This is a genomic window from Candidatus Epulonipiscium viviparus (assembly GCF_000171335.1).
Lineage (GTDB): Bacteria > Bacillota > Clostridia > Lachnospirales > Cellulosilyticaceae > Epulonipiscioides > Epulonipiscioides viviparus.
Genome location: NZ_ABEQ01000080.3, coordinates 1 through 15,444, shown reverse-complemented (window position 1 = coordinate 15,444; position 15,444 = coordinate 1). Strand labels below are relative to the sequence as shown.

Annotated in this window: 5 protein-coding genes and 1 rRNA gene; 5 read left to right on the top strand and 1 reads right to left on the bottom strand. The window is 42.3% G+C overall.

Annotation, left to right across the window (positions count from 1 at the left end):
• The coding region (locus EPU_RS12900) for a hypothetical protein (RefSeq protein WP_156778439.1) at window positions 1-3,774 on the bottom strand (3,774 nt) is incomplete at its 3' end.
• Window positions 3,775-4,120: 346 nt separating this feature from the next.
• Between EPU_RS12900 and EPU_RS10320 the strand changes: the two genes are divergently transcribed.
• The 5 genes from EPU_RS10320 to EPU_RS10300 all read left to right on the top strand — a co-directional run bounded on the left by EPU_RS10320 (window position 4,121) and on the right by EPU_RS10300 (window position 15,131).
• A complete protein-coding gene (locus EPU_RS10320) occupies window positions 4,121-5,311 on the top strand; it encodes an iron-containing alcohol dehydrogenase (protein ID WP_029488370.1) in 1,191 nt (396 codons plus the stop codon).
• A gap of 378 nt (window positions 5,312-5,689) precedes the next feature.
• Window positions 5,690-8,584 (top strand): 23S ribosomal RNA (locus EPU_RS10315).
• 130 nt (window positions 8,585-8,714) lie between these two features.
• A complete protein-coding gene (locus EPU_RS14005) occupies window positions 8,715-8,876 on the top strand; it encodes a hypothetical protein (RefSeq protein ID WP_010169106.1) in 162 nt (53 codons plus the stop codon).
• A 247-nt stretch (window positions 8,877-9,123) separates the two neighbouring features.
• Complete coding sequence (locus EPU_RS10305; RefSeq protein WP_010169105.1) at window positions 9,124-9,324, top strand: hypothetical protein; 201 nt, start codon at window positions 9,124-9,126, stop codon at window positions 9,322-9,324.
• Between the two features lie 140 nt (window positions 9,325-9,464).
• Window positions 9,465-15,131 (top strand): Mbeg1-like protein, encoded by a 5,667-nt coding sequence (locus EPU_RS10300; RefSeq protein WP_010169103.1) that lies wholly within the window; start codon window positions 9,465-9,467, stop codon window positions 15,129-15,131.
• Window positions 15,132-15,444 lie beyond the last annotated feature (313 nt).

Here is a 15,444-nt window from a genome sequence, read left to right as displayed (position 1 = left end):
ATCTGTATCAGCCGCGACATCAGAATCTGTATCAGCCGTGATATCAGAATTGACATCAGTTGAGACATCAGAATCTACGTTAGCTGCTGCTGCTGAATCAAGAATGGCTTCAGTGGTCATAGTATGTGCATTAAAATCAGTATCAATTGTAGCATCGAGATTGGTAATAATAACTAGTGCATCGGAATCGATAGTTGTAACTGAGTGATCGAGGTCGGCAACAGCGACTGGAGCATCGGAATCGATAGTTGTAACCGAGTGATCGAGATCGGCAACAGCGACTGGAGCATCGGAATCGATAGTTGTAACTGAGGTATCGAGATCGGCAACAGCGACTGAAGCATCGGAATCGATAGTTGTAACTGAGGTATCGAGATCGGCAACAGCGAGTGAAACATCGGCAGCGATAGTTGTAACTGAGTGATCGAGATCGGCAACAGCGACTGGAGCATCGGAATCGATAGTTGTAACTGAGGTATCGAGATCGGCAACAGCGACTGAAGCATCGGAATCGATAGTTGTAACTGAGTGATCAAGATCGGCAACAGCGACTGAAGCATCGGCATCGATAGTTGTAACTGAGGTATCGAGATCGGCAACAGCGACTGAAGCATCGGAATCGATAGTTGTAACCGAATTATCGAGATCGGCAACAGCGACTGGAGCATCGGAATCGATAGTTGTAACTGAGGTATCGAGATCGGCAACAGCGACTGGAGCATCGGAATCGATAGTTGTAACCGAATTATCGAGATCGGCAACAGCGACTGGAGCATCGGCAGCGATAGTTGTAACTGAGGTATCGAGATCGGCAACAGCGACTGGAGCATCGGAATCGATAGTTGTAACTGAGGTATCGAGATCAGCAACAGCGACTGGAGCATCGGAATCGATAGTTGTAACTGAGTGATCAAGATCGGCAACAGCGACTGGAGCATCGGAATCGATAGTTGTAACCGAGTGATCGAGATCGGCAACAGCGACTGAAGCATCGGAATCGATAGTTGTAACCGAATTATCGAGATCGGCAACAGCGACTGAAGCATCGGAATCGATAGTTGTAACTGAGTGATCGAGATCGGCAACAGCGACTGAAGCATCGGAATCGATAGTTGTAACCGAGTGATCGAAATCGGCAACAGCGACTGGAGCATCGGAATCGATAGTTGTAACTGAGTGATCAAGATCGGCAACAGCGACTGAAGTATCGGAATCGATAGTTGTAACTGAGTGATCAAGATCGGCAACAGCGACTGAAGCATCGGCAGCGATAGTTGTAACCGAATTATCGAGATCGGCAACAGCGACTGAAGTATCGGAATCGATAGTTGTAACTGAGTGATCAAGATCGGCAACAGCGACTGAAGCATCGGCAGCGATAGTTGTAACCGAATTATCGAGATCGGCAACAGCGACTGGAGCATCGGAATCGATAGTTGTAGCTGAGTGATCAAGATCGGCAACAGCGACTGAAGCATCGGAATCGATAGTTGTAACGGAGTGATCAAGATCGGCAACAGCGACTGGAGCATCGGAATCGATAGTTGTAACTGAGTGATCAAGATCGGCAACAGCGACTGAAGCATCGGAATCGATAGTTGTAACTGAGGTATCGAGATCGGCAACAGCGACTGAAGCATCGGCAGCGATATTTTCAACGGAGGTATCGAGATCAGCAACAGCGACTGGAGCATCGGCAGCGATAGTTGTAACGGAGGTATCGAGATCGGCAATTATGATTGGATGCGTATGAGCAAGGCTCTCGTTAGTTTGGAGCTCCTGGGTCCCGACATCTATATTAAGAATGAAGTCGATCAATGCGGTCTGGAGATTTTTTAGGGTTTGGATTACGGTGTTGTTATTAGTAGGAGAGACGACTTGTGCTTGTGCGGCGAAAATGAGTTCGTTGAGTTGCTGGATATCGCTGGATGATACAAAGACAGTGCCGAGTGCAACATTGCTAGCGATATCGTCGGATACAGTTACGGTATCTATGACAGTGAGAGCATGCGAAATTTCAGCAGATAACTCAGAGGTATCGATATATTCTGTATATGTGCCAGGTTGTTGTGCAGAAGTAAAAGTATTTGCGGCGAGGAGGAGGGCAGCTTCGTGGGCGCTTACTTCTTCTGCGGTGGATGTAAGAGTTTGTGCGACTAACTGAGCCTTTTCGATTTGAGCGGAGAGGGCAGCATACTCGTCTGGCGTCACCCAACTTTGTGAAGGAGTGAGGTCGCTACCATCTGCGCTGATCGTATTGCTATTTAATAGAAATAACGCATTGGATATTTGGAGGCTCAACTTGGATGTATCGATTGGTGCTATTGCGACAGAGATCGTAGGAGAGATCGTGGTAGCGAATGATCGGTTGTGAGTAATCTCAAAAGCAAGGGAGAGCTCTTTGCCTGCAGCGCCAGATACGGTTGAAGCGGTGTTACTAGAAGTTATAGCAGATACAGTATAGTTTTCTAAAGAAGTAACAGGAATGTTGTTGTATGAAAGAGAGATAATGTTGGCGTCCATGCAAGCTTGAAGAACATCCTGAGCAGACAGATTATTTTCGACTTCTAAAGGGATATCTGGCTGTGTAACAGTTGAAGAAAGATTTCGAAAATCCGCATATACGCGTATGGCAATAGTAAGAGTTTCTATAGGCGTTGTTTTGGAGATTATGAACTGATACTCATTGTTGTTTAGAGGTCTCATTTTGGCAGTGTAAGTATCGTCGTATAGAAAATCTTCGGGAGTGACAAGTGCGCTAGTGGATTCACTGTCGCCATATTCTAGTGCAACTTTATTTTCTGTTCCATATGTGTCGGTCAGTATAGAGCTAAACAAACGTTTTACATGGGTTGAGTTGTTAAAATCGTCTGTTGCGGTGGGGTAAACAACGGCGGAGCCAATTTCATCTGCATACATGATAGGTCTGCCAAAAGTTAGAGGCAAAGTTACCTCCATCTTTAGATCGTTGTTGGAAATGTTAAATAAATAGTCACCGTTATGCCCCCAATAGTCAGATAATAAATCAACGGTAAAGCGATAGTTGAATTCACCTAATGTAGCAAAATTTTGGACAGTATGAGTGATACCATCAGTTGTGTTGCCATCGTATAATATTTGAATCTGCTTATTATTATCTACACCGTCATTATGTTTAGCAATAACGGAATAAATAAGCTCACTGAAATTTATATTTTCGGGGACATCGTGAAGTTCTTTGTTACTAGAAATTTCGTTGCCTAATACCGCTTCAAATTTTGAAAATAATATGTTTAATGTGAGAGGTTCGGAGACGAGAGTGTGATCATTTTCAGTTCTAGTAATTGTAAAAGAATATTTGCCATTATTGCGTTTACCCCAATCATCTTCGAGAGGTTGGAGAGTGTATGTGACAGGGCCTGAGTTGTTTAGGTGGGTAATAAATTCTCGATCTCCAGAATTTGAGTTATGTGGATCGGAGTCATAAATGATGTATATATCGTTGGAGATAGTGGGRTCTATTTTGGTTTTGACAAAATCTTCCAAAGAAGGAAACTGGTCTATATCTACTCTATAGTATCCTGATTGTGCGTGAAAAGAGTATGGATTGAGCCCTATTTGCAGAGAGGAATTGGAATCGAGAGCTTTTGGCGAAGTAATTTTTAGACCATCATTAGCAGATTCTATTAATGAAGAGCCCACTGTAGGCAATGATGGTGTTTGTGCATAAATGGGACTAATAATAATGATGGATGTTGTTAATAAAATAGCTAATAATCGTTTTTGTAGAGTCATAGTAAGTATGCTACCAAAAAGATAGTAGCGTCCCCCTTTCAAAAGTTTTTATGTGATTGAATATTATATGTAATCATTGAATAAAAATTGCTTTTGTGTAGATAGCCTATTGTGTAAATATTAAAAAGGTATGACAAAAAAAATTTAATCCAACTTTTGCCTAGAATAGTTTATGTAAATGATATCGGCTAATATGAGTAATTCTTTAAATTTTCGACGACAAAAATTACTGAACTATTATAAGGTAGAAACGAAAAAAAACTTAGATAGGGGGACTTTCATTTTGCATAAAAATAATATACAATTTTGAAGTATTGCAAAATTCGATATTAATGAGGTGGTTTAAATGGCAAGGTTTACATTACCAAGAGATATTTATTTTGGACGTGGAAGTCTTGAGGAACTAAAAAATATTAAGGGATCTAGRGCAGTGGTTGTAGTTGGCGGCGGCTCGATGAAAAGATTTGGSTTTTTGGATCAAACTGTAAAGTATTTAGAAGAAGCAGGAATGGAAGTTGAGCTTATAGAAAATGTGGAGCCAGAYCCTTCTGTAGAAACAGTTTTAAAAGGCGCAAAAGCGATGGAAAAGTTTAAGCCTGATGTAATTGTATCGATTGGTGGTGGTTCGCCTATAGATGCAGCCAAAGCTATGTGGGTGTTTTATGAACATCCGGAATTGAAGTTTGATGATATAAAAGATCCGTTTACTATTCCRACACTTAGAAGTAAGGCAATTTTCGTGGCAATTCCTTCGACTTCGGGAACAGCGACTGAAGTGACKGCGTTTTCTGTAATTACTGATTACGCAACTGGAATTAAATATCCATTGGCAGATTATAACATTACGCCAGATATTGCCATAGTGGATGCCAATATTGCAGATACAATGCCTCAAATGCTTGTTGCACATACTGGAATGGATGCTTTGACCCATGCTATAGAGGCGTATGTTTCGACAGCTGCAAATGATTTTACAGATCCGTTGGCATTAAAAGCTATAAAAATGGTATATGAATATTTGTATAAGTCTTTTGATGGCGATTCAGTTGCAAAGGAGAAGGTTCACTATGCGCAATGTATGGCGGGGATGGCGTTCTCGAATGCGCTTTTGGGGATCGTACACTCTATAGCGCATAAAACAGGCGCGGCATTTGAAAAAGGACATATACCTCATGGATGTGCAAACGCTATGTATCTTCCACAGGTGATACGATTTAACGCAAAAGACGAGAGAGCTGCGAATCGATATGTTGAAATAGCAARATACGTGGGMTTAAAAGGTGATACTGCGGATGAATTGATAGATGCATTGATAAAGTCGATAAATGATTGTAATACGTATTTGTCGATACCAAGTTGTATAAAAGATTATGGAAACGGGATGGTTTCGGAAAAAGAGTTTTTGGCAAAGGTAGATGAAATTGCCATCAATGCAATAGAAGATGCGTGTACGGGATCGAGTCCGAGAACACCAAATAAAGAAGAAATGGTTTTAATTTTGAAATCTTGTTACTATGGAACACCGTGTGAGTGTTAAGAGTTAAACAAAATATAAAGATAAGTGCGTGTAGGGGAGAGGGCGTACTTATCTTTAATAGCATATAAAAATTTTAAAACTGCTATAAAACGAGTAATAACAACGGATTTTTTGGGAAAATAAGTGCATTAATGGGAAAAAAATGATAAAAAGGGTTGACATACGCAGAAACATACTGTATTATTACAAACAGATGCGGGGCAGCCCAGTTGGTACAAACCACGGATGTTAGCATTTAAGAAATTTTGTATTTTGAAAACTGAATATAACGAAGATTAGAAATAATCTACAACAAAACCGAAAAAAGATTGAATAGAAAAACCTATTTATTCTTTAACAAATTCTTTAGTCAAGAAAAGACACAAAGACCAAAATATAGGTCAAGCTACTAAGAGCGTAGAGTGGATGCCTTGGCACCGAGAGCCGATGAAGGACGTGGTAAGCTGCGAAAAGCTTGGGTAAGTTGCAAACAAACGCTATAACCCGAGATGTCCGAATGGGGAAACCTAGCTGAGTAAACCTCAGTTGTTATATGGTAAATTCATAGCCATATAAAGGGAACGTTGGGAACTGAAACATCTAAGTACCAACAGGAGGAGAAAGAAAAATCGATTTCCTAAGTAGTGGCGAGCGAACGGGAAACAGGCCAAACTCAATTACTTGTAATTGAGGGTTCGGACTGCGACATGGAACAAAGTCTATAGTTTAATTGTTTTGGGAAAGCAAGCCAAAGAAGGTGAAAGCCCTGTTGACGAAATAGACCTACACCTAGCAGGATCCAGAGTACCACGAGACACGAGAAACCTTGTGGGAACACGTGGGGACCACCCCATAAGCCTAAATACTCCTCGGTGACCGATAGCGAATAGTACTGTGAAGGAAAGGTGAAAAGAACCCCGGGAGGGGAGTGAAAAAGAACCTGAAACTCTATGTTTACAAGCAGTGGAAGCACTATTTACAGTGCGACTGCGTACTTTTTGTAGAACGGTCCGGCGAGTTATTTGTAGTGGCAAGGTTAAATACACTAATGTATGAAGCCGAAGGGAAACCAAGTCTTAATAGGGCGAACAAAGTCACTGCGAATAGACCCGAAACTGGGTGACCTATCCATGTGCAGGTTGAAGTTACCGTAAAAGGTAATGGAGGACCGAACTCACGTATGTTGAAAAATGCGGAGATGACATGTGGATAGCGGAGAAATTCCAATCGAACCCAGAGATAGCTGGTTCTCCTCGAAATAGCTTTAGGGCTAGCGTTTAAAAAGTCTACTGGAGGTAAAGCACTGAATTTCCTAGGGGGGCGAGAGCCTTACCGAAGAATATCAAACTAAGAATGCCAGAAAGATATTTTAAGCAGTCAGACTATGTGTGATAAGATTCATAGTCAAAAGGGAAAGAGCCCAGACCAACAGCTAAGGTCCCAAAGTGTGTGTTAAGTGGAAAAGGATGTGAGATTTCGAAGACAACTAGGATGTTGGCTTAGAAGCAGCCACTCATTCAAAGAGTGCGTAATAGCTCACTAGTCGAGAGATCTTGCGCCGAAAATGTCCGGGGCTAAAACACACCACCGAAGCTATGGAATCAATTTATTGATTGGTAGAGGAGCATCTAAACAGCGATGAAGTAGTATCGAAAGAAGCTATGGAGTGGTTTAGAGAGAGAATGCCGGAATGAGTAGCGAGATATAAGTGAGAATCTTATAGGCCGAATATCTAAGGTTTCCAGGGTAAAGCTGATCTGCCCTGGGTAAGTCGGGACCTAAGGCAAGGACGAAAGTCGTAGTCGATGGACAACTGGTGGAAATTCCAGTACTACCTATAATCAGAACTGCAGGGACGCAGAGAAATAAGAATTGCACGAAATGGGAATGCGTGTGTAAGCAACAAGCGGTCTTCTAGGAAAAACCGGAAGAGCAAAGCAAGTTGTGATACGGACCGAAATTTAAGTAGGGAAGATTCTGAAAGAGCTGCCAAGAAAAGCTGCTATTGCATTATAGGTACCCGTACCGCAAACCGACACAGGTAGATGAGGAGAGAATCCTAAGGCCGACGGGAGAAGTGTTGTTAAGGAACTCGGCAAAATGACCCCGTAACTTAGGGATAAGGGGTGCCAGTAGAAATACTGGCCGCAGAGAATAGGCCCAAGCAACTGTTTAGCAAAAACACAGGTCTCTGCTAAATCGAAAGATGAAGTATAGGGGCTGACGCCTGCCCGGTGCTGGAAGGTTAAGGGGAGAGGTTAGGAGTAATCCGAAGCTTTGAACTTAAGCCCCAGTAAACGGCGGCCGTAACTATAACGGTCCTAAGGTAGCGAAATTCCTTGTCAGGTAAGTTCTGACCCGCACGAAAGGCGTAATGATTTGGGTACTGTCTCGACAGCACGCCCGGTGAAGTTGTAGTACCAGTGAAGATGCTGGTTACCCGCGACAGGACGGAAAGACCCCGTGGAGCTTTACTGTAACTTGATACTGAGGTTGGGTGTTACATGTACAGGATAGGAGGGAGGCAGTGAAGTCAGTACGCCAGTATTGATGGAGCCAACGTTGGGATACCTCTCTTGTAATACTTAACTTCTAACCATAGTCCGTTATCCGGATTTGGGACAATGTCAGGTGGACAGTTTGACTGGGGCGGTCGCCTCCGAAAGAGTAACGGAGGCGCTCAAAGGTAACCTCAGAATGGTCGGAAACCATTCGAAGAGTGCAAAGGCATAAGGTTGCTTGACTGTGACATCGACGGATGAAGCAGGTACGAAAGTAGGACTTAGTGATCCGGTGGTATGAAAGTGGGATTGCCATCGCTCAACGGATAAAAGCTACCCCGGGGATAACAGGCTTATCTCCCCCAAGAGTTCACATCGACGGGGAGGTTTGGCACCTCGATGTCGGCTCATCGCATCCTGGAGCTGTAGCAGGTTCCAAGGGTTGGGCTGTTCGCCCATTAAAGCGGTACGCGAGCTGGGTTCAGAACGTCGTGAGACAGTTCGGTCCCTATCCGTCGTGGGCGTAGGAAATTTGAGAGGAGCTGACCTTAGTACGAGAGGACCGGGTTGGACGGACCGCTGGTGCATCTGTTAGACTACCAAGTCTATAGCAGAGTAGCCAAGTCTGGATATGATAAACGCTGAAGGCATCTAAGCGTGAAACAGACCTCAAGATAAGATTTCCCATTCGTAAGAAGTAAGACCCCTTGCAGATTACAAGGTAGATAGGTTGGAGGTGTAAGAGTGGTAACATTCGAGCTGACCAATACTAATGGTTCGAGGGTTTGACCTAATTTAAAATGGGTTTTGTGTAGTATATTCTTTTCTTCGTTGTATTTGGTTTTCAGAATATAAAGGCCAGCTATGATCATTGTAGCTGGCTTTTTTTATTTTTAAAAAAAGCAAATGGATGGAGAAAAGTAATGAAAATAGCATTGTTGGTATTGAGTATATTGTTTGCTATATTAACGTTTATAGGAGTGGGATATATTTTACTAAACGATGGTCGAATAAGTATAGCATATGCGGGRATCCCGTTTATTTTGGAGATATGCTGTATAGCTGCATACAAAAAATCGATATAAGTTGTTTATTATAATGCTAATTTAGAAAAACAAATTGAAGGTAAGATTGAGTAACTGTTTTGAGCCTAAATGAGTATAATGTACATGCAATAGTTATACGCTTTATGGATAAAAGAATCAAAATTTCTGAATTGGCATTATAGTTAAAAAAAACATACCAAATATATAACAGTTATAGAAAAGTAAAGATTGTTAAAATTAAGGTTGTTAAAATTAATGAAATTAAGATAAGAAAGGAAAGCATTGTATGAAAAATCAATTATTTTGGATAAATGTGGTATTTATTATTGCAACTAAAGAGGTGAAGTTCTCTTCGCAAACAAATGATTTAAATAACAGTACGTTAGATACATATAAAATAAATTTAATTCCGGGTGAAAATTCTCAGATAATGCAGTCTATGCCCTTAACATTATATGATTCGACTAAATATTTGGAGCTGATTTGAGGTAAATCAAACTTTGGAAGATTATATTAAAGATTGTGTCATAGGATAATAAGCAAAATATCATAGAGTAACTTGCCATATTGAGAATTCGACAACCCCAAAAAAACGAAATTGTAGACATTGAATAGGAGGGTTTAGCTATGAATATTAGAAAGGTTGTGGCTTGTTTAATAGTGGTGATGCTTATTATTAGTTCATCAACAACAAGAATGAATGATATTAACTTTGATTCTGATAATGATGGAATTTCTGATAAATATGAAGATTACTGGGGAACTGATAAATTTACACCCAACTCTGCAGATGATAAAGACGGTGATGGTTTGTCAAATATGGAGGAGCTGGGAATTGGAACACAATTAATATATGCGGATTCTGATCATGACGGATTATGGGATCATGAAGAAATTATTTTGGGAACATCTCCAACGAATGCAGATACTGATGGCGACGGTGTATCCGATAAAGCAGAAATAAGATACAAATTGGATCCTACTCTAATTGATACAGATTTTGATGGTGTAATGGATGGTAAAGAAAAATTTTTGAAAGAGATGGCATATGTTGCCGCTGTAGGTAGTGTTAATAAATTAGAGAACTTGGTTGTGGCTGATGCGGAGGATTATCAGTGGTTAGTAGAAGGGTTACCTGGGTATACAGGTGTTAAATTTGAACTGAGAAATGTGATTGGGCTAGACAAAATAGATCTCAAAATAGACAATTTGTATTACTTAAATATAACGACTCGAGAGTTAGAGACTGTAACAGATGAAATAATCGATGGATACTATATTGAACTGAATGCAAATGCCGAAGATGTTACTAAGTACATGAAAAGAATCAACCTAGAGATAGCAGATAGAATGGCCGCATGGGCCACGATGATGGATACTGATGGGGATGGAATAGGTGACGCAGAGGATCCACGGCCGCTAATATGGGATGTTAGTATAAGAGATTTGGCGATGTTTTCACAGATCGTCTATTCCAGGGGGCTAAATCGGATTGCGGCAAACAATAATGATAATGAGGTACCAATTAAAATCAGTGCAATAGAAAATGATATCGTACTCGCGGTAAATGAGGAGCCAAAAAATTCGGCAAACGAAAAACAAAATCATACAATAAATATAGCCAATCAAGAAGAAACGGAATTAGTAACAAGTTTGGCGAGCGTAAATAGTATATTTTCAATTATTGATGCTACAGCGACGTTAGATCATGGAAGGGAGAGGTTGCCAGTAATTGCATCTGTAGAAAAAGCCGCGACATCGAATATTGTACCTGTAGAAAAAACCACGACATTGAATATTATACCTGTAGAAAAAGCCGCGATATTGAATATTGTACCTGAAGAAAAAACGGCGACATCTGAAACTGTATCGGGAGAAAAAACTGATGCATCGGAAACTGTATCGGCGGAAAAAGCTGATGCATCGGAAACTGTATCGGTAGAAAAAGTTGCGACATCGGAAACTGTATCGGCAGAAAAAACTGTAGCGTCGGCGACATCGGAAACTGTATCGGGAGAGAAAACTGATGCATCGGAAACTGTATCGGCAGGAAAAGCTGATGCATCGGAAACTGTATCGGCGGAAAAAGCTGATGCATCGGAAACTGTATCGGCAGGAAAAGCTGATGCATCGGAAACTGTATCGGCAGAAAAAGCTGCGACATCGGAAACTGTATCGGCAGGAAAAGCTGATGCATCGGAAACTGTATCGGCGGAAAAAGCTGTGACATCGGAAACTGTATCGGCAGAAAAAACTGTAGCGTCGGCGACATCTGAAACTACATCGGCAGAAAAACCTGATGCATCGGAAACTGTATCGGGAGAGAAAACTGATGCATCGGAAACTACATCGGGAGAGAAAACTGATGCATCGGAAACTGTATCGGCGGAAAAAGCTGATGCATCGGAAACTGTATCGGCGGAAAAAGCTGATGCATCTGAAACTGTATCGGCGGAAAAAGCTGTAGCGTCGGCGACATCGGAAACTGTATCGGCAGGAAAAGCTGATGCATCGGAAATTGTATCGGCAGAAAAAACTGATGCATCGGAAACTGTATCGGCGGAAAAAGCTGATGCATCGGAAACTGTATCGGCGGAAAAACCTGATGCATCGGAAACTGAAGCTGGAGAAAAAGCTGATGCATCGGAAACTGTATCGGCAGGAAAAGCTGCGACATCTGAAACTACATCGGCAGGAAAAGCTGCGACATCGGAAACTGTATCGGCAGGAAAAGCTGCGACATCGGAAACTGTATCGGCGGAAAAAGCTGTGACATCGGAAACTGTATCGGTAGAAAAAGCTGCGACATCGGAAACTGTATCGGCGGAAAAAGCTGATGCATCGGAAACTGTATCGGCGGAAAAAACTGATGCATCGGAAACTGTATCGGGAGAAAAAACTGATGCATCGGAAACTGTATCGGCGGAAAAAGCTGATGCATCGGAAACTGTATCGGCAGAAAAAACTGTAGCGTCGGCGACATCGGAAACTGTATCGGCGGAAAAAGCTGTGACATCGGAAACTGTATCGGCGGAAAAAGCTGCGACATCGGAAACTGTATCGGCAGAAAAAACTGATGCATCGGAAACTGTATCGGCGGAAAAAACTGATGCATCGGAAACTGTATCGGGAGAGAAAACTGATGCATCGGAAACTGTATCGGGAGAGAAAACTGATGCATCGGAAACTGTATCGGCAGAAAAACCTGATGCATCGGAAACTGTATCGGGAGAAAAAGCTGTGACATCGGAGACTGAATCGGGAGAAAAAGCTGAGGCATCGGAAACTGTATCGGGAGAAAAAACTGATGCATCTGAAACTACATCGGCAGAAAATGGAGAAAAAGCTGCGACATCGGAAACTGTTTCGGTGGAAAAAGCTGATGCATCGGAAACTGTATCGGCGGAAAAAGCTGTGACATCGGAAACTGTATCGGGAGAGAAAGCTGTAGCGTCGGGGACATCGGAAACTGTATCGGCGGAAAAACCTGATGCATCGGAAACTGAAGTTGGAGAAAAAACTGTGGTCTCGGAAGCATCGGAAACTGTATCGGGAGAGAAAACTGATGCATCGGAAACTGTATCGGCGGAAAAAGCTGATGCATCGGAAACTGTATCGGCGGAAAAAGCTGATGCATCGGAAACTGTATCGGCGGAAAAAGCTGATGCATCAGAAACTGTATCGGCAGGAAAAGCTGCGACATCGGAAACTGTATCGGCGGAAAAAGCTGTAGCGTCGGCGACATCGGAAACTGTATCGGCAGAAAAAACTGATGCATCGGAAACTGTATCGGCAGAAAAAGCTGATGCATCGGAAACTGTATCGGCGGAAAAAGCTGATGCATCGGAAACTGTATCGGCAGGAAAAGCTGCGACATCGGAAACTGTATCGGTAGAAAAAACTGATGCATCGGAAACTGTATCGGGAGAGAAAACTGCGACATCGGAAACTGTATCGGCAGGAAAAACTGATGCATCGGAAACTGTATCGGCGGAAAAAGCTGATGCATCGGAAACTGTATCGGCAGAAAAAACTGATGCATCGGAAACTGTATCGGCAGGAAAAGCTGCGACATCTGAAACTACATCGGCAGGAAAAGCTGCGACATCGGAAACTGTATCGGTAGAAAAAGCCGCGGCATCGGAAACTGTATCGGCGGAAAAAGCTGTGACATCGGAAACTGTATCGGCGGAAAAAGCTGCGACATCGGAACCTGTATCGGGAGAGAAAACTGATGCATCGGAAACTGTATCGGCAGAAAAAACTGCGACATCGGAAACTGTATCGGCAGGAAAAGCTGCGACATCGGAAACTGTATCGGGAGAGAAAACTGATGCATCGGAAACTGTATCGGCAGAAAAAACTGTGGCATCGGAAACTGTATCGGTAGAGAAAACTGATGCATCGGAAACTATATCGGCGGAAAAAGCTGATGCATCGGAAACTGTATCGGCGGAAAAAGCTGATGCATCTGAAACTACATCGGCAGAAAAAACTGTAGCGTCGGCGACATCGGAAACTGTATCGGGAGAGAAAACTGATGCATCGGAAACTGTATCGGCGGAAAAAGCTGATGCATCGGAAACTGTATCGGCAGAAAAAACTGATGCATCGGAAACTGTATCGGTAGAAAAAGTTGCGACATCGGAAACTGTATCGGCAGAAAAAACTGTAGCGTCGGCGGCACCGGAAACTGTATCGGCAGAAAAAACTGATGCATCGGAAACTGTATCGGGAGAGAAAACTGATGCATCGGAAACTGTATCGGGAGAAAAAGCTGCGACATCGGAAACTGTATCGGCGGAAAAAGCTGATACATCGGAAACTGTATCGGCAGGAAAAGCTGATGCATCGGAAACTGTATCGGCAGAAAAACCTGTAGCGTCGGCGACATCGGAAACTGTATCGGCGGAAAAAGCTGATGCATCGGAAACTGTATCGGTAGAGAAAACTGATGCATCGGAAACTGTATCGGCAGAAAAAACTGTAGCGTCGGCGACATCGGAAACTGTATCGGCGGAAAAAGCTGATGCATCGGAAACGGTATCGGGAGAGAAAGCTGATGCATCGGAAACTGTATCGGCAGGAAAAACTGTGACATCGGAAACTGTATCGGCAGGAAAAGCTGCGGCATCGGAAACTGTATCGGCAGAAAAAACTGTAGCGTCGGCGACATCGGAAACTGTATCGGGAGAGAAAAATGAGGTGTTAAAAAATGTATTGAATGTTGCCGAAGATACATTGATAACAGGGGGAAAGTTGGTTACAGAGACTTTCGGTATTGTGAAGAAAAAGGTCGCGGATACATGGGATGTGGAGGTTGCTAATCCAGAGGAAGAGGCGTTGCTTGTAGGTGAAGCTGTGGAGGATACAGTTACTTCGGCAGAGTTAGAACAAATAAGAGCAGATATATTATTACTGGCTGAGGTTGCTATAGAAAAGAATGAGTTATTGTTGGAGGAAGGGCAAGCGGGGAAAGCTGTGTTGGTAGAGGACAACACGTTGGCGGCGTTGTCGGATATGGAAGTGGCGGCGATTAATGCCAGAATGGGTTATGCTTCTGTGGAAGAGCTGGCTGATTGGAGAGTAGTGGATTATTTTACTGAAAGAACTGATGATACAGAAGATGCCAAGTTTGGTGGATTTACATATGCTGTTTTTGAGCTGGCAGATAACATCGTGATTGCGTTTAGGGGGTCTGTGGGAAGTGCGATAAATACGCCGTTGGGAAAAGGCGATTGGTATAACAATATGGTGACTTATCCGTATGGTATAGATCCTGGAGGAATTTGGGCCGAGAATGCGATAAAAGAACTTTATAGAACATTGGATTGGGAAGGAAAAAATGTTTACGTCACAGGACATTCGAGAGGCGGAATGTTGGCGCAACGAGCGGCAGCTGCGATGGTTGAGTTTCCCGAATTTGAGTCGCAGTTGGTATCGATAAACTATTTTAATGGAATGGGAATAATTTTTAATTATGCGGAATTTCCTGTGTTGGAGACGAGTATACACAACAATGAAGTAAAAGACGATTTGGCATCGATAGCAGAAAAGGTTAATCGTCATGTTATGTTTAGAATGAAAGATGGAGAAATCGAAAACGATATGACATCAGAGTTAGGATCACATGTGAAAGAAGCAAATTTTATACCGTATAAGTCGTTGGATAGCGAAAATTTTGCATATGAAGATTTGACGCTAGAAGATATGACGCTGATGCCGTCGAGTATATATAAGATTCACTTTATGAAAAATTATATTGCAGATTTGAGAATGCCATATCGAAAGTAAAAATGATGTTGTCGATAAATTATTTTAATGGAATGAGAATAAAATTTAATTACGCGGAATTTCCTGTGTTGGAGACGAGTAGACACAACAATGAAGTGAAAGACGATTTGGCATGGAATAATTTGATGCTTGATTATTTTAGGTGTAGGGCGTATAATCGAAAATATATACGATAATTTTGGTGTAGACAATAGAAATGGAGAGTATACGATGAAAAATAAAACTTGGTTAACAAAAACACTAGGGCTTGCGATTGTAATGATACCAGCGAATTTTATGTATGCTTCAGCAAATGTTGCACCCATTGTACCGA